The sequence below is a fragment of the Tahibacter aquaticus genome (assembly GCF_004363655.1).
In the GTDB taxonomy this organism is placed as follows: Bacteria; Pseudomonadota; Gammaproteobacteria; order Xanthomonadales; family Rhodanobacteraceae; genus Tahibacter; species Tahibacter aquaticus.
In genome coordinates this window covers 396,524-420,994 of record NZ_SNZH01000001.1, presented here as the reverse complement: position 1 = coordinate 420,994, position 24,471 = coordinate 396,524, and the positions used below count along the sequence as shown (strand labels likewise).

Genomic DNA, 24,471 nt, shown 5'->3' with positions numbered 1-24,471 from the left:
TGCTGCCGCGGACACGATGACGGGCAGACTACTCGATACCCAGCTTCTCCAGCCGATAGCGCAGCTGACGCAAGGTGAGGCCCAGCTGGCGTGCGGCAGCAGTGCGGTTCCAGCGCGTAGCTTCCAGCGCCTTCATGATGGCGGCGCGTTCGGTTTCGGCCACGGCCGCGGCCAGGTCGTTGGGGAAGCCTTCGTCTTCGCGCGGTTCCGGCAGGTGCGGCGGCGCCGGGCGCGCTTCGTTCCAGCCCGCATTGCGGGCCGGCGCGGCCGCGGCGTTCCAGGTGTCCTGCGGTGGCTGCGGCGGCAATGGCGACGGCGGGCGCTCGGTCGCGCTGGCCAGGCGCAGGTCCTCGACGCCTATGCTGTTGCCTTCGCACAATGCCACGGCGCGTTCCAGCACGTTTTCCAGTTCGCGCACATTGCCGGGGAATTCATATTGCAACAATGCCTTGAGGGCGTCCGGGCGCAGCTTGGCCGGGCCGTCGCCGCCGTGCTGGCCGAGGCGGTCGAGCACGCGGCCGGCCAGCTTGGGAATGTCTTCCTTGCGTTCGCGCAGCGGCGGCACGCGCAGTTCGATCACGTTGATGCGGTAGAACAGATCCTGGCGGAACTGGCCCAGTTCGACCAGCCGGGCCAGGTTCTTGTGCGTGGCCGACAGGATGCGCACGTCGATCGCCATCTCGGCACGGCCGCCGATGGGGCGCACCGATTTTTCCTGGATCACCCGCAGCAGCTTCACCTGCATGTGCAGCGGCAGTTCCGCCACCTCGTCGAGGAACAGGGTGCCGCCGTGGGCAGCCTGGAACAGTCCGTCCTTGTCGGAGTGGGCGCCGGTGAAGCTGCCTTTCTTGTGGCCGAAGAATTCGCTTTCCATCAGCTCCGACGGAATTGCGCCGCAGTTGACCGGGACGAAGGTGCCGCCGGCACGCGGTCCCAGTTCGTGGATCTGGCGGGCGACCAGTTCCTTGCCAACGCCCGATTCGCCGCTGATGTAGACCGGTGCCTGGCTGCGCGCGAGCTTGCCAATGGTGGCGCGCACGCCCTGCATCACCGGCGAATCGCCGATCAGCTTGCTTTCGGTGGCATTGGTGCCGCTGCGGCGTTCTTCGCCGAGCTTGAGCGCGGTCTGCACCAGGCGGCGCAACATGGCCAGGTCTACCGGCTTGGACACGAAATCGAACGCGCCGGCCTTGAGTGCGACCACGGCCGCATCGACGTTGCCGTAGGCAGTGATCATCGCGACCGGCGTCTCGCTGTACTGGCGCGCGATCAGCTCGACGATTTCCTGGCCGGAGCCGTCGGGCAGGCGCATGTCGGTGAAGCACAGGTCGAACTTGCGTTCGCCCAGGCGAGCCTTGGCCTCGCCGACGCTGCCGACAGTGACCACGTCGAGGTTCATGCGGCCCAGCGTGATCGTGAGCAGTTCGCGAATATCGCGTTCGTCGTCGATCACCAAGGCGGTCTGTTTGCTCATCGGCTATGCGTTCCTGCGTTGATGTCCGCCCTCTGCGCGGGCAGGTTAATGCGCGGGGGCGTGCGGGTAAAGGCAGCCGTTGGCAGGCTTGCGCAGGAGCGCCCAGTCCCGCTATGGGCGGAGTGCGCCGGCGGGTGCGCCACCCCCCCTCGGTATTCGAACAACAGATTGCGGATGTATTTTGCCGCGGGACTGGGCGGGCTGCGGCGTCCTACGGGTACTCCGGCAACGAGGTGCAACGACGTATCGCGGCGAAAGACAGCGGAATGTCCGGAGCTAGCTGCGTCCCGGCGTCGGCGCGATCTGGTTGACCAGGGTGATGCGGAAACAGCTGCCGCCGCCGGCGACAGGCACGTATTCCAGTGCCGCCTGGTTGGCTTCGCACAGCTGCCGCGCGAGATAAAGGCCCAGGCCGGTGCCGTATTCGTGCGTGGTGAAGAACGGCTCGAAGATCTGCGCTGCCACCTTGGGCGGAATACCCGGGCCGCGGTCTACCACTTCGACCACCGGCGGCCCCTTGTCGCCGAGCATGCGCGCGATGACGGCAACGCGGGCCGGTTCGCCCGGCAGGCGGCCGTAGCGGATCGCGTTCTGTACCAGGTTCCACGCCACTTGCTGCAGTTGCTGGGGATCGACCAGGCCGTCGATCAGGCGTGGCTGGGTTACCGCGCGCAGCTGGTCCATGCCCAGGTCGTTGCTGGCCTTGAATTCCTCGACGAAGTTGTTGACCCAGGCATTCACGTCGACCAGTTCCGGTCGCGAGCGTTCGCGCCGCGACAGCTGCAGGATGTTCTCCACCACGTCGTTGGCACGGGCGCAGTGGTTGTTGATGATCTCGACCATGCGCTGGTCGGCCACTACCAGGTCTTCGGATTCGGCCAGCAACTGGGCCGAATAGCTGATCGCCGCGAGCGGGTTGCGGATTTCGTGGGCGATCGAGGCGGACAGGCGGCCCAGCGAGCTGAGGGTCAGTTCCTCGGCACGGCGCGAGACCAGCGAGGTGTCGTCGAGGAAGATCAGCACATTGGTCGCCTCGTTCGGCGACAGGCGGGTGAAGCGCGGCAGTACCTCGGGCACGTCTTCGGCCAGCGCCACGGCGCGGGTGTCGGTCTTGCCGGTGGTACGCCAGTGGTACAGCCGGCGCGACAGCTCGGGCGCCACCGCACCCAGGTCGCGCAATTCGGGCTTGGGGCTGCCGATCAGCATCCAGGCCGACTCGTTGAGCTGGTGGATGCGGTTGGCGTCGTCGACCACGAGCACCCCGGTCTTCATGCGCCGGATGATCATGTCGTTGACCTGCGACAGGTTGGCCAGGTCGGTGCCGCGCTGCTCGGCCAGTGCCTCGGTCGCGCGCATCTGCCGGCCCAGCACGTTGAACATGCCGTAGGACGCCAGGTAGGCGGTGCCGAACAGCACCGATTCCAGTGGGCCTATCTCGTAGTGCGGGTCGTAATAGCGCACCACAGTCGCGCCCACTGCCAGGGCCACGGCACCGAACAGGGCCAGGGCGCCGGCCAGGCGCGGCGGCAGCAGCACAGCGCCGGCGCCGATATTGAACATCAGCAGGATGGCGATGCCCGATTGCGGATCCTGGATGCTGGCCAGTGCCAGCACCGCCGCGACAATGTCGTACAGCACCGCCACCGCGACGGTCAGGTTGACCCGGCCCAGCACCTTTTCCGTGCGCAGGAACAGCACCAGGGCGAAAAACAGGTAAAGCAGGGCATTGATCCGCCCGAGCAGCGGAAAGCGCAGGTCGATCCAGGCGATGGCCAGCGGGCTGTAGGCCAGCCCGACATAGATGCAGGCCTGCAATACCCGGAAAAGGTTGAAGAAGTACAGCTCGCGCCGGGTGGCTTCCCCGGTCGTGGCCGAACCCACGGAAATGATGTTGCGCGGCCTCGCGACTGTACCCATGGCCGCAGCGTCGCGAGTTTTGGCTGGATTGGCAAGAGTGCCGGCACGCGGTGCAGCGGCGAGCCCAGCAGCACAGCAACTGGCTGGCCTGGGCAATGCCGGCGTGGCGGCAATACGCCTTCCGGCCGGGATTTAGCCCAAGGTCGGGTACGCCAGACTTTTCTTTGCCACCACCTTTGCCCAGAATACGCGGCCATTCTGCCTGGGGCGCTCTCGGCCCCTCGTCGCGCAGCAACCGGGAAGCCCGACAACGTCGACGCCCAGCGCCGGCACCGGCTTCCTCGCCCAGCAATCCGTTTCATTTCCCGCAAGGTGTTCGCATGAACTTCCACGAGTACCAGGCCAAAGAACTGTTCGCCGAGTACGGCATTTTCGTACCCGCCGGCAAGGTCGCCGCAACGCCGGAGGCTGCTGTCGAAGCCGCCAAGGTCGTCGGTGGCGAGCAGTGGATGGTCAAGGCCCAGATCCATGCCGGTGGCCGCGGCAAAGCCGGCGGCGTCAAATTCTGCAAGTCGCTGGACGAGGTCAAGGCCGCTGCGGCCGGCATGCTCGGCCGCAACATGGAAACCTACCAGTCCGCCGGCCGCGCACTGCCGGTGAACCTGGTGCTGGTCACCGAAGCGAACGACATCGTCAAGGAACTGTACCTGTCGGTGCTGGTGGATCGCTCGACCAAGGCCGTCACCTTCATCGCCTCGTCCGAAGGCGGCGTGGACATCGAGAAGGTCGCCGAAGAGAACCCCGAGGCAATCCAGACCCTCGACGTGAACTACGTGCAGGGCCTGCAGCCCTACCAGTGCCGCAAGCTCGGCTTCGCCCTGGGCCTGTCGGCCAAGCACGTCACCCAGCTGACCAAGATGATGCTGGCCCTGTACAAGCTGTTCAACGAACAGGACCTGGCCCTGGTCGAGCTGAACCCGCTCGCCATCGTCGGCTCGGGCGACCTGATCACCCTGGACGGCAAGGTCAATTCCGACGACAACGCCGAATTCCGTCATCCCCGCCTGCGTGCCATGCGCGACGAATCGCAGGAAGACGCGGCCGAGGCAATTGCGATCACGCACAACCTCAACTACGTGACCATGGACGGCAATATCGGCTGCATGGTCAACGGCGCCGGCCTGGCCATGGCCACCATGGACGTGATCAAGCTGGCAGGCGGCGAGCCGGCCAACTTCCTCGACGTGGGCGGCGGCGCCACCAAGGAACGCGTGTCCGAAGCGTTCAAGCTGATCCTTTCCTCCGACAAGGTGCAGGCCATCCTGGTCAACATCTTCGGCGGCATCGTGCGCTGCGACATGATTGCCGACGGCATCATCGCCGCGGTCAAGGAAGTCGGCGTACAGATTCCGGTGATCGTGCGCCTGGAAGGCACCAATGTGGAAAAAGGCCGGGAACTGCTGGCCAACAGCGGCCTGAAGATCACCCCGGCGACTGACCTCAATGATGCGGCCCAGAAAGCCGTCGCGGCCGTAGCGTAAGGAATCCAGCCATGAGCGTTTTGATCAACAAGAACACCAAAGTCATCTGCCAGGGTTTCACCGGCCAGCAGGGCACCTTCCACTCCGAACAGGCTGTGGACTACGGCACCCGCCTGGTCGGCGGCGTGACCCCGGGCAAGGGCGGCAGCCAGCACATCGGCCTGCCGGTGTTCAACACGGTGCAGGACGCCGTCGATGAAACCGGCGCCGACGCCTCGATGATCTTCGTGCCGCCGCCGTTTGCTGCCGATGCCATCCTCGAAGCTGCCGATGCGGGCATCCGCGTCATCGTCGCGATCACCGAAGGCATTCCGGTACTCGACATGCTGCGCGTGAAGAATGCGCTGAAGGGCTATCCCGATTCCGTCCTTATCGGCCCGAACTGCCCCGGCGTGATCACGCCGGGCGAATGCAAGATCGGCATCATGCCCGGCCATATCCACAAGCCCGGCAAGGTCGGCATCGTGTCGCGCTCGGGCACGCTGACCTATGAAGCCGTGTTCCAGACCACCAACGCCGGCCTGGGCCAGTCCACCTGCATCGGCATTGGCGGCGACCCGATCAACGGCCTGAACTTCATCGACTGCCTCAAGCTGTTCCAGGACGATGCGCAGACCGAAGGCATCATCATGGTCGGCGAAATCGGCGGCAGCGCCGAGGAAGAAGCGGCCGAGTTCATCGCCGAATACGTGACCAAGCCGGTCGTTGCCTTCATCGCCGGTGCCTCGGCCCCGGCCGGCAAGCGCATGGGCCATGCCGGCGCCATCATCTCCGGTGGCAAGGGCACGGCGGCGGCCAAGTTCGCCGCACTGGAAAAAGCCGGCGTGACCACGGTCAAGTCGCCGGCCGACCTGGGCAAGGCGATCACCGCACGCCTGGGCGGCTGAGCACGGCGCAGCCGTTTCACCCCGCCAATCGACGAAGGCCGCGGAGCAATCCGCGGCCTTCGCCTTTTCAGCCGTTGTAGCCGTCGGCGAACAGCTGGTCGTTTTCCCACGCACCGACATCGCAGCTGCCGAAGCGGTTTGCCTTGGCCTCGTCGCGGCAGCGCGGCTGCAGTTCGCGGTCGCGAAAGCGCGGGATATACGCCGTGCTGTCGCAGAAATCGGTCAGCGGCGAGTTGAAACCGGGGCGCCAATCGTTCATGCCGGCATTGAGGAACACGAATGGACTCGGCTCGGCAGTGACCGCGTCGCGGCTATGCGTGCCATTGCCGTCCAGCGCACCGCCGCTGCGACGCAGCGTACAGTCGCTGGTGTGCGCGCTGTACATGGTCCAGCCATAGGGCGAATCGAGAAAGGCCGAGCTGTAGACCGCTAGCGTAGTGCCCTGCTGGCCGACCAAGTCGATGGCACGCTGCTGGTTGCCGTTGGTATCGCGCCGCACATTGCCCATGAACGTGCTGTAGGCGATGCGCAGGTCGGGCGGAGCCGACGGTGACAGATAGCCGGCGCGGATCACCGTGCCGGTCTGATTGCTCAGGTCGATCGAGCGGTTGCCGGTGAACACCACCCCTTCGGTCTGCAGTACCGACGCGCCGTCGACCAGGATGGCCGAGGCATCCTGGGCCACGTTGTGCCGCACCACGGTCTGGGCAAGTTCTGCGCGCGCGCCGCCGTACAGCGCAAGCGCACCGCCGCGTGTGCCGCTGGCGACACCGTTGCCGACCTGGTTGCTGCTCACGCGCGAGCACTCCCTCGCCGGCGGGCAGTACCAGCCCAGGCCGGCGCTGTAGTCGCGCAGCAGGCTCAGGCGGGCACCGTTGCTCGCTGCGATGCCGCCGCCGCTGCCGCCGGCGGTATTCCGGTTGACGATGAGTTCGTGCGCTTCCATCAGGGTGGATGCGCCGAACAGATAGATGCCGCCACCGAGGGTGCCGGCGCTGTTCTGCTCGACCAGCGCACCGCTGACATCGTTGCGTGGTCCCAGCAGCTCGGGATTGCCGACCAACAGCGTGCCGCCGAGCATGGCGATGCCGCCGCCGGCACCGCCGGCAGTGTTGTCGCCGATGCGCACGTCGTCCGCGGCGATGTACAGGCTGCCGTCGACGATATTCAGGCCGCCGCCGTTGCTGCCGGCGGTATTGCCCGTGATGCGCGTGCCGGCGCGCAGGATCACGCTGTACTGTCCGCCAGGACTGGTGCCGCGCACGGCGTAGATACCGCCGCCGCCGCTGGCGCGGTTGCCGGATACCTCGGTGTTGTCCAGCGACAGTTTGACGAAGGTATTGCTGAACGGCTCCAGCCGGATACCGCCGCCGTTGGCCGTGGTGCTGCCACCGCCGCTCAGGCGCACGCGGCTCAGGCGAACTTCGTAGTTGCCCGCGGCGCTGGGCGCGATGCGCAGCACTGGATCGGCGCCATTGCCGATGATCGGCGTCAGCGGCTGGTTGGGGTCGGGATTGAGGTCGCAGTCCGCATAGCCGCCTTCGATCAGCAGCGACTGTCCGAACACGTTCAGCGCCTGGCCGCTGTAGCTGGCGTTGGTGGCGACCATCACGTAGTCCAGTCCGGGGCCGTTGAGCTGTGCGGCGCTGACGGCCGCGGCGATGGTCGAGAACTGGCAGCGAGGGTCGGCGGGATCACCGACGATGAAGTATTGCGGCACCGCCGCGGCGCTGGCGGCGGCGAGCAGGCCAGCGGCCAGCACGCAAGACCGTGCGATCGGGTGGACGAATGGCATTGATGAGCTCCCTGCAGACAGGCGCCGGAATAGTGCGCACCTGGCCCATTACGCAGCGGGGCAGGGCAAGTCCCAACACCGCTGCCGCTGCGGGATCAGTCTGTCTTGCTGTTGGAGAGCGACAAGCGTGAAGGGCTTTTGCGGTAGCCGGCCGCGGGAAATTTCTGTAGTGGTGTTAATTAATTTTCTATATGAGTTTAAATTTTAAATTGTAAGCGACTAAGTGCGGCCGGCGCGTGCCGGCGCAAGGTCTTCGGCATCGGCGCCCGTCGCAACCGGCTGTGCAATGACACTACGCCCGCGTACGCCATTTTCGCCGCGGCCCTGTAGTTCGTTCTGCACGCTGCGTACGTGCTGCCGAGCATGTGCACCGCGCTCGCAGGAGGCGATGGATATCGCGCGCCATATCTGCCGGAACCGGTTGGAAACTATTTCCGTACTGCTACGACTTAGCCGTTAGTAGCAACCCGTGTTCATGCGTTGATGCAACCGTAAGCGGCGTCCGATGGAACTTCGATAAAGCATGCCCGTGGCGTGCAAGAGCCTCAGGGTCGTAACCATTCGTGGAGATGTGCATGCTGTCGTCTAATCCCTTTCGTCGTTCTCCCGCCGAACCAGAACTACGTACGCGCGGCTTTGCTTGCGCATCCGCCGCGCTGATCATGGTGTTGGTTGCCGCCGCTGCCGGCGCAGCCGAGATCGATGTCCGCAGTATTCAGGCGGCGACTCCGGGAGCGAGCGGTACTGCCGCTCCGGCCGTGGCGCTGCGCTTCGGTTCTGCGACGATGACAATCGCCCAGCAAACCGAGTTGTTCGTGGATTTCAGCAATCCCAATCCCACGCCTGCCGTGCTGAGCGCCGCCACTGTCGTGCAGCTGCCGCTTGAGTTGCAGATCAAAGGCGAAAGCGTGACCAATTGCCGGGCCTACTTCAGTACGACGATCACGCCCAGCTCGATCACTTTCTTCGGCGGCAGCACGATCCCGCCCGCAACGACGTGCCGTTTCCTCTTTCCCGGCGTGTCCCCCAGAGAGACCGGCAGCTATACGCTGACCGTGCCTGCCGGCGGCCTGCAGACGGACCTGGGCAGCAACGCCGACCCGGCCAGCGCGACGCTGACGGTGACGGGCACCGGCCTGTCGGTGGAACAGGTCTTCGATCCGCCCAGTGTTGCCGTCGGCGCTTCCAGCCGCCTGACAGTCACGCTACGCAACGATGGCGCGTTGCCGGCGAGTTTCTCCCAGCCGTTCACCGGCTTTCTGCCCAGCCAGCTCGAAACCGCCGCAGCGCCGAATGCGGCGACTACCTGTTCCGGCGGTACTGCTTCCGCAACGCGGGATACGGTCGTTCTGTCGGCCGGCGCGTCCCTTCCGGCCGGCGCCGCCTGCACGCTCGCGGTCGATGTCGCCTCGCCCCTGCCGGGCTCATATACCAGCCAGGTTGCTGCGGGCGCCATGCAGACCACGGCCGGTACCAACGCGCTGGCGTCGACCGCAACGCTGACGATTGCGCCCGGTTCGGGCTCGGCCCCGCTGGTCGCGTTGGCGCCTGCGGCATTTTCCCTGAGCACTCCGGCAAACCGCTCTGTCAGTGCCAGCCTCAGTATCGCCAATGCGTCCGGCAGCAATCCGCTGATCTACCGGGTCGAACCGCGCGAGGCCGCACGGGTAGCCTGGACGCCGCGGGTCCTGGGCAGTCCAGTGGATTTCAGACTGGATGACGGCAGTATCGAAGGCATCGTCGGTCGCACGGGCGGCAACCGCAGCTTTGGCTCGGTATGGCTGAACCGGTTTACCGTCGCCGAAGCAATGACCATCGATTCCATTTCGGTTTTCTGGCCGGCGGCCTTGCCGGGCGGCGGGCAGAGCTCCGGCCTGCAGCTCGGCATGCAGCCCAATCTGCTCGTCTACTACGATGCTGCGGCGAGCGGCAGTCCGGTCAATGCGGTCCGCATCGGTGTCGACCGGCGGGTCTCGATAGGTGCGCTCGATGCCTTCGAAACGTATCCGGCCCAATTTGCGGTGCCGGGGGCGGGCGATGTCTACATTGGCTTCGTCGACGAATGGGCGGTACGCGTCGGCGGCTACCCGGGGGTGGTGGTTCCCGCAGCACGCGACGTGACACAGCCGCAGCAACGCTCCTGGGTATCGGGCACATCCAGTCCCAACGTCCTGACGGATCTGGTCAACCTGGCCAGCAACGGCTTTACGGCCTCGAGCGAGGCGATGGGGATACCGGGCAACTGGATGATCCGCGCCACAGGCAGCACCGGCGCCAGCGCCACTGTCTGCAACGGCCCGGCAACGCAGTGGCTCTCGGCGACTCCGGCCAGCGGTTGGCTCAACGGTGGCGGTAGCACGGCAATCGAGATCGTCGCCGATCCGGCGGCGGCGAGCCTGGCCGAAGGCACCTATCAGGCCAACCTGTGCGTATCCAGCAACGACGCACAGCAGTCGCAGACGCCGGTGCCCGTCACCCTGACCGTCACGCCGGCCACCTGTGTCGTCAAGGACACCGTGTTCTGCGATGGTCTGGATGTCGCCGCGGAAGCGAAGGGCGTTCACCGGGCGAACTAAGTCCAGGCAAAGGCCCGCGGCTCTGTTGCCGCGGGCCTGTGTGGCCTGGCTACCCGGCGCGCGGCAGGGCAGACCCGCCGTCGCTGCGTGGTGCCTGGGCTATGATTCGGCACCTTTGCGCACCCGCTGGTAAGCCATGGCCGCACTTCGTATCGCCCTCGCCCAGTTCGATTTCCCGGTTGGCGCTGTGCTGCGCAACGAGCAGCGCATCGTCGAGATGATCAACGAGGCGCGCGATCTGCACGCTGCTGACCTGGTGCTGTTTCCCGAGCTGTGCCTGAGCGGCTATCCGCCCGAAGACCTGCTCTACCGTCCGGGTTTCCTGGCCGAATGCAGCGCGGCCATCGTGCGCATCGCCGCCAAGGTAAAGGGCATCGTCGCCGTGGTCGGCTGGCCCGAAAGCGCCGGCGCGGTGGTCTACAACGCCGCCAGCGTATTGCGCGACGGACGGGTCGAGCGCACTAATCGCAAGCGCGAACTGCCGAATTACGCCGTGTTCGACGAGCGGCGTTATTTCGAGGTCGATCCCGACGGCGAACCCTGCGTGGTCGAGGTCAACGGCGTGCAGGTCGGCGTGGTGATCTGCGAAGACCTCTGGTTCGCCGAACCGCTGGCCGCGACGGTCGCCGCTGGCGCCGAGCTGGTACTGGTGCCGAATGCCTCGCCGTTCGAGCGCGACAAGCATGCCCAGCGCGATGCCCTGCTGGCCGCGCGCGTGGCCGAGGCCAAAGTTGCGCTGGCCTATCTCAACGTCGTCGGCGGGCAGGACGCCCTGGTCTTCGACGGCGCTTCCGTGCTGGCCGATGCGGACGGGCATATCCATCCCGCCGCCCGCGCCTTCGAAGATCACTGGCTGACCGCCGACTACGATGTCGCCACGCACCGCTTCCTGCCGCGACACTGGCCGGTCGACGGCGACGAAAGCCGCGACTCCCTGGCCTGGCGCGCGATCGTGCGCGGCACACGCGACTATTGCCGCAAGAACGGTTTCGACAAAGTCTGGCTGGGCCTGTCCGGCGGCATCGATTCCGCGCTGGTGTTGTGCGTCGCCGTTGACGCGCTCGGCGCCGACAACGTCACCGGCGTGCGCATGCCGTCGCGTTATACCTCCGGTCTGAGCAACGATCTCGCCGACGAACAGGCCCAGGCGCTCGGCGTGAAGATCGTCGAAGTGCCGATCGAGGCGCCGTTCCGCGGCTTTCTCGATGCGCTCGCTCCGCTCTTCGCCGGCGCGACCGTCGACACCACCGAGGAAAACCTGCAGTCGCGCAGCCGCGGCGTGATCCTGATGGCCCTGTCCAACAAGTTCGGCGGACTGGTGCTGACCACCGGCAACAAGAGCGAGTACGCCGTCGGCTACGCCACCATCTACGGCGACATGTGCGGCGCCTACGCACCGATCAAGGATTTGTATAAAACCGAAGTATTTTCCCTGGCGCGCTGGCGCAATACCGTCGCCGGCGCGCCGGTGATTCCCGAGGCCGTGATCAACCGTCCGCCCTCGGCCGAACTGCGCGACAACCAGACCGACCAGGATTCGCTGCCGCCCTACGACGTGCTCGACGCGATCCTGCTGCGCCATGTCGACCAGGAACAGTCGCGCGACGAAATCGTCGGCGCCGGCTTCGACGCCACCACGGTCGACCGTGTACTGCGCCTGGTGCGCATCAGCGAGTGGAAGCGGCACCAGTCCGCGCCGGGGCCGAAAGTATCGAGAAGAGCATTCGGGCGCGAGCGGCGCTATCCGATCACGTCGGGCTGGCGCTAAGGCGCGGGCAAGCCATGAAAGCGCTGCCACGCCAGCGGAACTTCCCTGTTGCAGTTGCCGTTGTTCTTGTGCTGGTCCTGAGCGGATGTCTATACCTGGGAGCTGCCTGGACCTGGCGCTGGTTCCGTGTCGATGCCTGTCTCGACAGGGGCGGGGCCTGGGACCAGCGTGCAGGAGAGTGCCGCCTGCATTGACCGTGGCGAAAGTGCGGGCGTCCATTCTGAAACACGGTGCACAAGTGCATTATGTGTTCCATATCCCGCGAGCATACTTTGCTGCAAGGGCAAAACGTGATCGTAGGGTGCGATGAGCGCAGCGAATTGCACCAATCGGCCTGATCGACGCGAAGCGTTTGGCGTCGGCAAGAACCTTGCGCTGGCACCAACTTGACCGCCGGCCCCCTCACCTAACCCTCTTCCCCAGGCTTGGGGGAGAGGGCTAAAGCAGCGAGCTGCGCAGCACGATATGGGCGCTGCGGCTGCGGCTGGTGATTTCGCTTTGGCTGTAGCCGTTGCTTCTGCACGCAGGAAGTGCGCCCATCCGGGGCCCCATATGCGGCGGCGAGACACGAGGGAAAGGCCCGCAGGGTCGTGGCCATGGATGTCCCGTGCGCGGACCGCCGGAGTGTCTCGCGGAGTTTTGGGCCATGGATGGCCCAAAACCGCGGCATCTGGGGTGGCTTTCTCTTGGCTACTTCTCTTTGGCCACCCGAAGAGAAGTAACGAGCGCGCCGAAGGCGCGCGATACACTTTTGATTTCAAACGTAAATCAATCAGAAGGCAGAAGATGGCCAAGCCTGATGACCCGCCAACAAGTCCCAATTTTCCGTGGTGCAACATGACAACCCCACCCCCTACGCGCAATGATGAAAACGTTTACATCGCCGATCAAGCGAACCCCAAGGTCATGCCCAAGCGCAGCCCCTCAGTCACCATCAAGGACGTAGCGCGCCAGGCTGGCGTGTCTGTCGCGTCGGTGTCGCGGGCGTTGAACGGCCATGACAGCGTCACTGCGGAGACGCGCGAGCGCATCGAGGCCATCGCGCGGGAGTTGCGCTATCGCCCGCACGCCGCCGCGCGCAGCCTGATCACGCGGCGCACCGATACCATCGGTGCGGTACTGCCTGATCTTTACGGGGAGTTCTTCTCCGAACTGATCCGCGGCATGGACCTGGCCGCCCGGCGCAGCAACCTGCATCTGCTGGTGTCCAGCTCGCACGGTTCGGCCGAAGAGACGGGGCTGGCCTTGCGCACTCTGCAGGGCCGTGTCGATGGCCTGCTGGTGATGTCGCCGCATGCCGACGCGCCGCTGCTGGCCGACAACCTGCCAGACCTCGTACCGACCGTGCTGATGAATACGCGTGTCTCCGGCGACAGCTATCCCGCGCTGAGCATCGACAACTACGCCGGCGCCTACGCCATGGTGAAGCATCTGGCTGCGCGGGGTTTTCGCCGCATCGCCCTGATTGCCGGGCCAGAGCAGAATTTCGACGCGCAGGAACGCCGCCGCGGCTATGCCCAGGCGCTCGCCGATCTGCTGCCGGCCAGCGCCGAACGGGTGTTTGCCGGCGATTTCACCGAGACCGCCGGCTACGCGGCAGGCCAGGCCATTGCTGCCGCCGCGCAGCGCCCCGAGGCGATCTTTGCCGCCAACGACTCCATGGCCCTGGGCTGCCTGTCCGCGCTGGCCGAAGCCGGCGTGCGCGTGCCGCAGGACATCGCCCTGGTCGGCTTCGACGATATTCCGATGGCGCGCTACGCCTCGCCGCCGCTGACCACGGTGCGCGTGCGCATCGCCGAGCTGGGCGAACGCGCCATGGCCCGGCTGATCGCCTTGATCGAACAACCCGAACACGCCGATACGCGCAGCGAAGTGCTGGCCGCCGAACTCGTCGTGCGCCAATCCTGTGCGCCCGTCCCGTCGGGTTGAACGGCGCCTACAAGAACACGCGTTGGAGAGACCTCATGGGGAGGCTGTGCAATGAAACCAATAAATAGACCGAGCAGCAAAAGTGGCATCGTGACCGCGCTGGCTCTGCTGCTGGCCGCGGCCGGCAGCGGCACGGCGCTGGCGCAGAACGTCAATGCCACCATCCGCGGCAAGGTGGCGGGAGCGGCAGCGGGCACGGAAGTGGTGGCGCGGGAGACGTCCACCGGCTATTCGACCCGCGCCAGCGTCGGCTCCGACGGCCGCTACGTGATCAGCGGCGTGCGCCCCGGCACCTATGAAATCAGCGCCAATGCCGGCGGCTCCAGCCTCGGTTCGGAGCTGGTCACCGTGCTGGTCGGCCAGCAGCTGACCCTGGATCTCGGTGCCGGCGCGGGCAAGGACACGGTCGCGCTGGAGGAGGTCACCGTCGTCGCCACGGCACCGCTGGAGCTCAAGACCTCCGAGATCGCCACCAACATCACCCAGCAGCAGATGCGCACGCTGCCACAGAGCGATCGCAACTTTTTGTCATTTGCTGCATTGGCGCCCGGCGTGGTCGTGTCCAACGACCGCTACAGCAAGACCATTTCAGCCGCCGGCCAGCCGGCCAGCCAGACCAACGTCTTCATCGACGGTGCCAACCTGAAGAACAATATCCTGAAGGGCGGCCTGGTCGGGCAGGATTCCAGCCGCGGCAATCCGTTCTCGCAGGAAGCGATCCAGGAGTTCCGCGTGCTCACGCAGAACTACAAGGCCGAGTACGAGCAGGCCGGCACCGCCATCATCACCGCGGTGACCAAGTCGGGCACGAACGAGTTCCACGGTACGGCCTACGGCTACTACCAGAACAAGGACATGGTCGAGAACGAATACTTCAGCAAGCAGCGCGGCCTGCCCAAGCCCGAGTACAAGCGCGAGCAGTACGGCGCCACACTGGGCGGCCCCATCATTCCCGACGTGCTGCATTTCTTCGTCAGCTACGAGGCCAAGGACGAAAACGGCAACCAGCCGATCTTCTTCCGCAACCCGACCGATCCCGCCTATACCGGCGAGCCGGATTTCACCCAGTACAACGGCAATTTCGACGTGCCGTTCGAGCAGAAAGTCGCCTTCGGCAAACTGACCTGGCGGCCGAACGACAACAATTCGGTCGACTTCAGCATGTCCCGGCGCAAGGATACCGAGGTGATCGGCATCAGCACGACGACCGCCTATATCGCGCGCCAGGACCGCGACAACGAAGTCAACGACGCGCTGCTGAAATGGCAGTTCCGCGGCAAGAACTTCGTCAATGACATGCTGATCAACCGCGGCGAATACACCTATTCGCCGGTGCCGGCAGTCGGCGACGTGGTGTCGCGCGACTACGAAGGCACCGGTATCGTCGGCGGCGCGGCCAGTCTGCAGAACAAGCACCAGGAACATACGACCTTCCGCAACGACATCACCTTCGATGCGATCGACTGGCACGGCGAGCACGTCATCAAGACCGGCATCAAATACGCCAGGTACGATCTGAAACTGCTGGAAAACAATACCGCCAACCCGCGCTATTCCTACAACTTCCGCTACAACACCGGTTTCGAGATTCCCTACCGCGTCAGCTATTCGCCGACCGGCAAGAGCGCCGACATCGACAACGCCCAGATGGGCCTGTTCGTGCAGGACGACTGGGACGTCAATGACCGCCTGCAGCTGAACCTGGGCTTGCGCTGGGACTACGAGTCCGACGCCTACAACAACGACTACGTCACGCCGCAAAGCCAGTATGCCGCCATCGAATTCCTCGGCCTGTCGCGCGACTACATTTCCACCGGCAGGGAGCGCAAGGCTTTCAAGGGCGCCTTCCAACCGCGCCTGGGCTTTTCCTGGGACCTGAGCAAGGACGCCGACCAGTCCACCATCCTGACCGGTGGCGCCGGCCGCTACTACGACCGAACGCCACTGGACAACCCGATCCAGGAAGCCTTCCATTCGCAGTATCCGTATTACTCGATCTATTTCTCCCGCGATGGTTCGCCGGTCGACGGCAATCCGTCGGTCGTGTGGGATCCGCGCTACCTCACCGTGGCCGGCCTGCAGGAACTGATCACCGGCGGCAACGCGGGCAGCGGCGAGATCGATCTGCTCAACAACAAGACCAAGCCGCCGTACAGCGACGCTTTCAGCCTCGGCATCAAGCAGCAGCTCGGCAACTGGCTTGCCTCGCTGACCTTCAGCCGCGTGCTGGGCTATCGCCAGTTCACCTGGATCTGGGGCAGCCGCCGGCCCAACGGCGACTTCATCAATCCACTGCCCGGCAACTACAGCCCGGTGCTGATTTCTTCCAGCAAGAATTACTCATCGAAAGGGATTTTCTTCACATTGGAAAAACCCTATACCGACGAATCGGGCTGGGGCCTGGGACTGAACTGGACTTTCCAGCTGGCCAAGAAGCAGGGCGGCGACGAGTATTCGCTGGACTATCCGACGCCGGCGGACTATCTCGCCAACCGCGTCGGCGCCAAGCACAACGTGGTCATCAACGGCACGGTGAAGATGCCCTGGCAAATGCGCCTGACCGGGCTGATCACGCTGAACTCGGGCGAGCCCTACGACGTCGGCCGGCAGGGCTATCGCTATAATGGCGGCATCCTGCTCGGCGGTGCTTATCCGGAGCGGCAGGACTTCGTACTGGACAATTTCTGGGCCTACCGCCAGTTCGATCTGGCCTTGTCCAAGGAATTCCGCTTCGGCCGCAGCCAGGCCATCGAAGTGCGTGCGGATGCATTCAATATCTTCAATTTCACCAATTACGGCTGTTTCAACGGCAATTCGTCCGAGCCCACCTTCGGCAACCCCAGCTGCACCAAGGGGCCGTCGCGCAGCTACCAGGTAAGTGCGCGCTATCGCTTCTGAGTGTTGAGTATTCCGCGCCTTCGGCACGCCGCCGAAGGCGCGGCAACCTGGTCTTATGCAGACGCCGGAGCGTTGTCGTTTCGATGATTGCCGCAACCTACACAAAGAAACCCGGCGCGCTGTCGCGAGCCGTCGCCTGCTGCGCCCTGCTGCTGGCCTTGGTGCTGCTCGCCGCCTGCGAACGCAGCCCGCCAGGCGCCAGCGAAGTGCCGGTCGCGCTGTTGCACCCGCCGCTGACGCCGCTGTTCGTTGATCTGGAAGAACGCACCTTCCGCTATTTCTGGGATACCTCGGACCGGCCTAATGCGCTGGTACCCGACCGCTTTCCGTACAACGAGCCGTTTTCCAGCATCGCCGCGGTCGGCTTCGGCCTGACCGCCTATGCCATCGGTGTGGAGCGCGGCTGGATCACGCGGCAACAGGCGCGCGATCGCAGCCTGACCACGCTGCGCTTCTTCGCCACTGCGCCGCAGGGGCCTGAGCCCAGCGGCAAGGCCGGCCACAATGGTTTTTTCTACCATTTTCTGCAATTGGACAGCGGCACGCGCTATGCGAGCTGGGTCGAGGTTTCTTCGGTCGATACCGCGCTGCTGCTGGCTGGCGTGCTGTTCGCACAGACCTATTACGACCGCGACGACCCGGCCGAGGCGGAAATCCGCATCCTCGCCGACGCGATCTATGCGCGCGTCGACTGGCCCTGGCTGCAGGTGCGCAAGCCGCTGATCGGCATGGGCTGGCTGCCCGAGTCGGGCTTCATTCCCCACGACTGGCAGGGCTATAACGAGGCCATGCTGGTCTATATCCTCGCCCTGGGCTCGCCCACCCACCCGATCGGCGACGATGCCTGGGTCGCCTGGACGCGCAACTACGACCACGCCTGGGGCCAGTTCCAGCAGCAGGAATACCTCGGCTTCGGGCCGCTGTTCGGCCACCAGTATTCGCATGTGTGGATCGATTTCCGTGGCATCCGCGACGACTACATGCGCCGCCGCGGCCTGGACTATTTCGAGAACAGCCGCCGCGCCACCATCGCCCAGCGCAACTACGCCATCGCCAATCCCATGCGTTGGAAGGGCTATGGCGAAAACGTCTGGGGCCTCACCGCCAGCGACGGCCCGCTGGCAGCCAGCCTCGACTACGACGGCCAGTCGCGCGAGTTCCGCCACTACTCGGCCCGCGGCGCGGGCATTGCCGACGTGTTCGACGACGGCACCATTGCGCCGACCGCGGCAGTGGCCTCGCTGCCGTTCGCGCCGGAAATCGTCATGCCGGCGGTAGAGGAAATGCAGCACCGCTACGGCGACGAGATCTACGGAAAATATGGATTTCTAGACGCGTTCAACCCGAGCTTCGACTACGACATGCCGCTCAAGACCGGCCGTATCGTGCCGGAACTGGGCTGGGTGGCGAGCGACTACATCGGCATCGACCAGGGGCCAATCGTGGCGATGATCGCCAACTACCGCGACGGCTTCGTCTGGGACGTGATGCGGCGCAATCCGTACATCCGCCGCGGCTTGCTGCGTGCAGGCTTCCAGGGCGGCTGGCTGGAAGAGGGCCCGCAGCCGCGCAAAGGGGCGCGCCCGTGAAACCACGCCTCGCCTTCTGGCTGGCCCTGGCGATTCTGGCGCTGAGCCTGTGCTCCTGCCGCCGCGCCGACGAGCGCACCGTGCTGCGCTTCTGGGGCATGGGCCGGGAAGGCGAGGTCGTGGCCCAGCTCATTGCCGAGTTCGAGCGCGAGCATCCGCAGATCCACGTCGAGGTGCAGCAGCTGCCCTGGACCGCTGCGCACGAGAAGCTGCTGACGGCGTTTGCCGGCGACGCCTTGCCGGATGTCTGCCAGCTCGGCAATACCTGGCTGGCGGAATTCGCCGCACTCGGCGCGCTGCAGCCGCTGGATGGCTATGTGGCGCAATCGCCGATTGTGGAAAAAGATGACTATTTCACCGCCGCCTGGGACACCAACGTGATCGGCGGCAAGCTGCTAGGCCTGCCCTGGTACCTGGACACGCGCGTGCTGTTCTACCGCAAGGATCTGCTCGCCCGCGCCGGTTTTCTCGATGCGCCGCGTACCTGGGAACAGTGGCAGGGCGCCATGGCCGCAATCAAGAGCGAGGCGGGCGCCGATGCGTATGCCATCCTGCTGCCGCTGGACGAGTTCGAGCCGCTGCTGCAGCTGGCTTTGCAGCAGGACGAGCCGCTGCTGCTCGACGGCGGTACGCGGGCAAATTTCCGCAGTGCCGGTTTTCGCCGCGCCTTCGCCTTCTATACCGACATGTTCCGCCAGCAGTGGGCGCCGGCGATGAGTGACACGCAGATTTCCAATGTCTGGAACGAGTTCGCCCGCGGCTTCAATACGTTCTATATCACCGGGCCGTGGAATATCGGCGAGTTCAAGCGGCGCCTGCCGGCGGAGCTGGCCGACGCCTGGGCGACCGCGCCGCTGCCCAGCAGCGACGGGCGCGGTGGCGGCGTGGCCGGTGGCACCAGCCTGGCCTTGTTCGCCAGTTCGCGCCAGCAGCAGGCGGCCTGGCAGCTGATCGAGTTTCTGTCGCGCCCGGCGATGCAGTTGCGCCTGCATGCATTGACCGGCGACCTGCCGCCGCGGCGCAGTGTCTGGAGCGAGCCGGCTCTGGCCAACGACGAGTATGCGCAGGCGTTCCGCGTGCAGTTCGAACAGGCGCGTCCGCCACCGCCGGTAGCCGAGTGGGAGCGCATCGCCATTGCCATGCAGCTGGCGGCCGAGCGTGTGGTGCGCGGCGGTGTCAGCAGCGAAGACGCGCTGGCAAGGCTGGATGCGGAAGTCGATGCAATGCTGGAAAAGCGCCGCTGGATGCGCGCGCAGGAGCAGGCACGATGAAGCGCCCCGGCGCAGGCTGGAGCTTCGCCGCACCGGCGCTGATCGTGATCGGGCTGTTCTTCGTCGGGCCGGTGGTCGCCGCTCTGTTGCTGAGCTTTACCGATTTCGACCTGTACGCACTGGCCGACCCGCACAACCTGCGCCTGGTCGGCCTGCGCAACTATGTGGACGTATTGCAAACGCCGCTGTTCTGGCAGGCGCTGGGCAATACCTTGTATTTCGTCGGCATCGGCGTGCCGCTGTCGCTGCTGGTATCGCTGGGTGCTGCGCTGCTGCTGGATTCACGCCTGGCGCGCTGCAAGCCGTTCTTCCGCACTGCGCTGTTTGCGCCGGTGGTCACTACCATCGTCGCGGTCGCGGTGGTGTTCCGCTATCTGTTCCACACGCGCTACGGCCTGGTCAACTACGGTCTCGGCTGGCTGGGCCTGGAACCGATCGACTGGCTCGGCGATGCGGCCTGGTCGATGCCGACCATCATCCTGTTCGCTGTGTGGAAGAACTTCGGCTACAACATGATCATCCTGCTTGCTGGGCTGCAGGCCATACCGCAGGAACTGCACGAAGCCGCGCGCATCGACGGCGCCGGCAGCTGGCAGCGCCTGCGTCATATCACCTTGCCGTTGCTGGCGCCGACCCTGCTGGTGGTGTCCATCATCACCGTCGCCGGCTACTTCCAGCTGTTTGCCGAGCCTTATGTGATGACGCGCGGCGGACCGCTGCAAAGCACGACCAGCGTGCTGTATTTCATGTACGAGGAAGGTTTCAAGTGGTGGAATCTCGGCCGAGCTTCGGCCATCGCCTTCCTGCTGTTCGTGCTGATACTGGCGGTGACCAGCCTGCTGCTGCGCCTGTCGCGGCGCTGGGGTGCCGCATGAGGGCGCGCCTGCCGGCGATCGGCGTGAACGCCGCGCTCGCGCTGCTGGCCGTGATCGCGGTGGGGCCGCTGCTGTGGATGCTGTCGGTATCGTTCATGCAGCCGGGTGAGGCCGCTGCCTTTCCGCCGCCGCTGCTGCCGGCCAGGCCGACCCTGCACAACTATGTGGAACTGTTCACACGCAACGGCGTCGGCCGCTATCTGCTCAACAGCCTGGCCCTGGCGGGCGGTACGACCCTGCTGTCGCTGCTGTTCAATCTGGCCGCCGGCTATGCCTTTGCCAAGTTGCGCTTCCGCGGCCGCGACGCGCTGTTCCGCGGCCTGCTGGCGGCGCTGGTGATTCCGGCCCAGGTGGCGATGATGCCGCTGTTCCTGCTGATGAAAAGCCTGGGCCTGGTGAACTCCTACGCGGGCGTGGTGCTGCCGGGGCTGGCCTCGGTGTTCGGTATCTTCCTCGTGCGCCAGTACGCCCGCTCGATTCCGGACGAACTGCTCGAAGCCGCGCGCATCGACGGCGCCGGCGAGGTGCGCATTTTCTTCGTCATCGTGCTGCCGCTGCTCAAGCCGGTCATTGCCACCTTGAGCATTCTTACCTTCCTGGCCAGCTGGAACGATTTCATGTGGCCGCTGATTGTGCTCAGCAACCAGGACTACCAGACCCTCCCCGTGGCGCTGGCCTCGCTGTCGCGCGAACACGTGATGGACAACGAGCTGATGATGGCCGGCGCAGTGCTGACGGTAGTGCCGGTGCTGGCGCTGTTCCTCGCTTTGCAGCGGCATTACCTGCAAGGCTTGATGCTGGGCGGTGTGAAGGGATGAGGCTGCGCTGCTGCGTCGCGACGCTGGTGCTGCTGCTGTTCGCGGCGCCGCTGATGGCGGCCTCGCTGATGGGCGATGCGGCAGCGTGGAAAGTGTTCGCCTCGGACCAGGTCAGCGCGAGCCAGCGCCTGCAGGACGGCCAGCCCTGTCTGGTCTTCGATTTCAACGGCGTGTCCGGCTATGCCAGCCTGCGACGGGAAATCGCGCTGGACTACCCGCCCAACTACGAATTCCGTCTGCGCCGCCGCGGCAGCGGCGCGGCTAATGCGTTCCAGTTCAAGCTGATCGATGCCAGCGGCGAGAACGTCTGGTGGGCGAACCGGCCCGATACGCAGCTTTCGGCAGAATGGGAAAATGTGCGCTTTCGCCGTCGGCATATCGAATTCGCCTGGGGGCCTAACGCGGACAAGGTGTTGCGGCGCAGCGCGGCGATCGAGTTCACCGTCTATGCGGGCAGCGGCGGCGCCGGCGAGCTGTGCATCGCCGATCTGGAACTGCACGAGCTGGCGCCGGTGAGCGCACCGCCGCCAGTCCGCGCCCAGGCCAGTTCCTCGCGCTGGCGCTCCAGTGCCGCATTGGCAGTCGACGGCGACCGCCGCAGCGCCTGGCGCAGCCGCGCGCGCGCCGGCACTACGCTGCAGCTTGACCTGGGCCAGCGGCGCGAATTCGGCGGCCTGCTGCTGCATTGGCTGCCGCAGCACGGCGCGACTGATTACGCGGTGGAGCTGTCCGACGACGGCGCGCACTGGCACGAAGTACGCCGCGTCGTACAAGGCAACGCTGGCGACGATGCGCTGTGGCTGCCCGAATCCGAAGCACGCCATCTGCGTTTGCGCCTGGACAGGGCGCAGGCGCGCGAGGTCGCGCTGACCGAGATCGAGATCGTCGACGTGGCTGACGCCGTCACCCTGACGCGATTCCTGCAGCGCAGCGCACGCGACCTGCCGCGCGGCCGCCTGCCGCGCGGTTTCCACAATGAGCAATCGTACTGGACCCTGGTCGGCGTCGACGGCGGCGCGCAAAGCGCCTTGATCGGCGAGGACGGAGCGATCGAACTCGCGCGCGGCGATGTGTCGCTGGAACCGTTCCTGATCGGCGAAGACGGCAAGGTGGTGAGCTGGGCCGACGTGAGCACGTCGCAATCGCTGGCCGACGGCTATCTGCCGCTGCCGCGCGTAGGCTGGCGCTGGAACGGCATCAGTCTGTACATCGACGCCTTTGCCAGCGGCGATGCGCAGCAGGCCCAGCTGCTCGGCCGCTATACCGTGCACAACGAATCGAATGCGCCGCGGCGTCTGCGCCTTGCGTTGGCGCTGCGTCCGTTCCAGGTGAATGCACCGGCCCAGTTCCTGACCACGCCCGGCGGCGTCGCCGCAGCGCAGGCGATGGCATGGGATCCACAGACGCAGGCCTTGCGCGTCGACGGTCGCGCCCGTGTCTATGCGCTGACGCCGCCGGCCTACGCGTTCGCGGGCGGCGATGATGCGGGCGCCGTCGACGAACAACTGGCGCAATCGCCGCCGCCGCGCCTGCTGCGTGCGCAGGATGCGAACGGCCTGGCGACGGCGGCGCTGGTCTACGAAATGACCTTGGCCGCGGGCGCGAGTACCAGCGTCGGCGTGGTCGCGCCCTTGCTCGGCACCGCCCCGCCCGAGCTGCCGGCCGCGGATGCCGCCGAAGCCTGGCTGCAACAGCGCTACGAAGCGAGTGCGGCGTACTGGCGCCGGCGCCTGGACCGGGTCGAGCTGATCGTGCCGGCGCAAGGCCAGGCCCTGGCCGACAGCGTGCGCAGTTCGTTGGCGCATATCCTGCTGTCGCGCCATGGGCCGATGCTGCGGCCGGGCACGCGCTCGTATGCGCGCTCGTGGATACGCGACGGCGCCATGATTGCCCAGGGCCTGCTGCGCCTGGGCGATGACACGGTCGCACGCGACTACCTGCATTGGTATGCGCCGTACCAGTTCAAGAATGGAAAAGTACCCTGTTGCGTGGACGCGCGCGGTGCCGACCCGGTGCCGGAGAACGACAGCCACGGCGAATTCATCCACCTGGCTGCGCTGGTCTGGCGCTACGGCGGCGACACGCGCGTGCTGGCGCAGTACTGGCCACACGTCTCTGCCGCGGTGCGCTACATGGACACGCTGCGCGCGAGCGAACGCACACCGGCGAACCGGCAAGCCGGGCGTGAGGCGTTCTACGGCCTGATGCCCGCGTCGATCAGCCACGAAGGCTATTCGGCCAAGCCCATGCATTCCTACTGGGACGATTTCTGGGCACTGGCCGGCTACAAGGATGCGGTCGCGATGGGGCAGGCGCTGGGCCTTGGCGACGAGGTGCGGAGGATAGCGGCGGCGCGCGATGAATTCCGCGGCGATCTGCTGGCGTCGCTGCACACGGCTACCGCGCAGCATGGCATCGACTATCTGCCCGGCTGCGCCGAACTGGGCGACTTCGATGCCACCTCGACCACCATCGCCCTGTCACCGGCTGGCGAACAGGCGGCGCTGCCGCAGAATCTGCTGCGCAACACCTACGAGCGCTACTGGAGCGAGTTCGTCGCGCGCCGCGACGGCGAGCGCGAATGGAAGGACTACACGCCGTACGAATGGCGCAACGTTTCCAGCCTGGTGCGCCTGGGCCAGCGCGAACGTGCCTGGCAGGCGGTCGAGTATTTCATGGCCGATCGCCGCCCGCAGGCCTGGAACCAGTGGGCCGAAGTGATCGGCCGCGATCCGCGCGAGCCGCGTTTCATCGGCGATATGCCGCATGCCTGGGTCAGCTCGGATTTCATCCGCGCGGCGCTGGACCTGTTCGCCTACGAGCGCTACGAAACCCAGGCGCTGGTCATTGCCGCCGGCATTCCAGCCGCATGGCTGGAGGGCAAGGGCATCGCCGTACGCGGTCTGCGCACGCCTTACGGCGGACTTTCCTATGCGTTATGGCGCGACCGTGTCGGCCTGAAGCTGAGCATCGAAGGCGACGGCCTGGCCCCGCACGGCGGCGTGGTGCTGGCCTGGCCCATCGACGGAGCGCCGGGTGCGACCACGGTGAACGGGCATGCCGCAGAGTGGAAAGGTGGTGAACTGAAAATTACCACGTTTCCGGCGAAGGTCGAGATACGCAGGATCCCGCCGGTGCAGGCCGGCCTGGCCGGCAGCTGAGGTGTGGCGCCCGCAGCCGCTGTGTACTGCGC

The 24,471-nt window shown here is 65.8% G+C and carries 13 protein-coding genes and 1 pseudogene; 11 read left to right on the top strand and 3 right to left on the bottom strand.

Annotated features, from left to right (window positions below):
• Positions 1-28: 28 nt before the first annotated feature.
• Positions 29-1,474, bottom strand: a complete 1,446-nt coding sequence (locus DFR29_RS01660) for a sigma-54-dependent transcriptional regulator (protein ID WP_133816812.1) — start codon at positions 1,472-1,474, stop codon at positions 29-31.
• A gap of 276 nt (positions 1,475-1,750) precedes the next feature.
• Complete coding sequence (locus DFR29_RS01655) at positions 1,751-3,391, bottom strand: sensor histidine kinase (RefSeq protein WP_133816811.1); 1,641 nt, start codon at positions 3,389-3,391, stop codon at positions 1,751-1,753.
• Positions 3,392-3,711: 320 nt separating this feature from the next.
• On the opposite strand from DFR29_RS01655, the gene sucC reads away from it, so the two are divergent.
• Together sucC and sucD are read left to right on the top strand one after the other, a co-directional pair.
• Positions 3,712-4,872, top strand: a complete 1,161-nt coding sequence (sucC, locus tag DFR29_RS01650; RefSeq protein ID WP_133816810.1) for an ADP-forming succinate--CoA ligase subunit beta — start codon at positions 3,712-3,714, stop codon at positions 4,870-4,872.
• Between the two features lie 11 nt (positions 4,873-4,883).
• Complete coding sequence (sucD, locus tag DFR29_RS01645; protein ID WP_133816809.1) at positions 4,884-5,759, top strand: succinate--CoA ligase subunit alpha; 876 nt, start codon at positions 4,884-4,886, stop codon at positions 5,757-5,759.
• Positions 5,760-5,826: 67 nt separating this feature from the next.
• On the opposite strand, the gene DFR29_RS01640 is transcribed toward sucD, so the two are convergent.
• Positions 5,827-7,554, bottom strand: coding sequence for a hypothetical protein (locus tag DFR29_RS01640; RefSeq protein ID WP_133816808.1), 1,728 nt, complete (start codon positions 7,552-7,554; stop codon positions 5,827-5,829).
• 569 nt (positions 7,555-8,123) lie between these two features.
• Here DFR29_RS01640 and DFR29_RS01635 point away from each other — a divergent pair.
• From DFR29_RS01635 to DFR29_RS01595, 9 genes and pseudogenes are all read left to right on the top strand, one after another.
• On the top strand, positions 8,124-10,130 hold the full coding sequence (locus tag DFR29_RS01635; protein ID WP_486679321.1) for a DUF7933 domain-containing protein: 2,007 nt from the start codon (positions 8,124-8,126) through the stop codon (positions 10,128-10,130).
• Between the two features lie 136 nt (positions 10,131-10,266).
• Positions 10,267-11,898 (top strand): NAD+ synthase, encoded by a 1,632-nt coding sequence (locus tag DFR29_RS01630; RefSeq protein WP_133816806.1) that lies wholly within the window; start codon positions 10,267-10,269, stop codon positions 11,896-11,898.
• A gap of 906 nt (positions 11,899-12,804) precedes the next feature.
• Positions 12,805-13,827, top strand: a complete 1,023-nt coding sequence (locus tag DFR29_RS01625; protein WP_133816805.1) for a LacI family DNA-binding transcriptional regulator — start codon at positions 12,805-12,807, stop codon at positions 13,825-13,827.
• A 90-nt stretch (positions 13,828-13,917) separates the two neighbouring features.
• Positions 13,918-16,725, top strand: coding sequence for a TonB-dependent receptor (locus DFR29_RS01620; RefSeq protein ID WP_166653808.1), 2,808 nt, complete (start codon positions 13,918-13,920; stop codon positions 16,723-16,725).
• A gap of 83 nt (positions 16,726-16,808) precedes the next feature.
• Positions 16,809-18,293, top strand: a pseudogene (locus tag DFR29_RS01615) (glucoamylase family protein); the annotation flags it as partial.
• A 17-nt stretch (positions 18,294-18,310) separates the two neighbouring features.
• Entirely contained in the window at positions 18,311-19,585 is a 1,275-nt protein-coding gene (locus DFR29_RS01610) for a sugar ABC transporter substrate-binding protein (RefSeq protein ID WP_243745922.1), read from the top strand.
• Positions 19,582-20,460 carry a carbohydrate ABC transporter permease gene (locus tag DFR29_RS01605; RefSeq protein WP_133816802.1) on the top strand — a complete coding sequence of 293 codons (879 nt, stop codon included), beginning with the start codon at positions 19,582-19,584 and terminating at the stop codon, positions 20,458-20,460. Before DFR29_RS01610 ends, DFR29_RS01605 begins: the two co-directional genes overlap by 4 nt.
• The gene (locus DFR29_RS01600) at positions 20,457-21,278 is read left to right on the top strand and encodes a carbohydrate ABC transporter permease (protein ID WP_133816801.1); all 822 of its coding nucleotides are present in this window, start codon (positions 20,457-20,459) and stop codon (positions 21,276-21,278) included. The genes DFR29_RS01605 and DFR29_RS01600 overlap by 4 nt, the downstream gene beginning before the upstream one ends.
• On the top strand, positions 21,275-24,439 hold the full coding sequence (locus DFR29_RS01595; protein WP_133816800.1) for a discoidin domain-containing protein: 3,165 nt from the start codon (positions 21,275-21,277) through the stop codon (positions 24,437-24,439). Before DFR29_RS01600 ends, DFR29_RS01595 begins: the two co-directional genes overlap by 4 nt.
• The last annotated feature ends 32 nt before the right edge of the window (positions 24,440-24,471 follow it).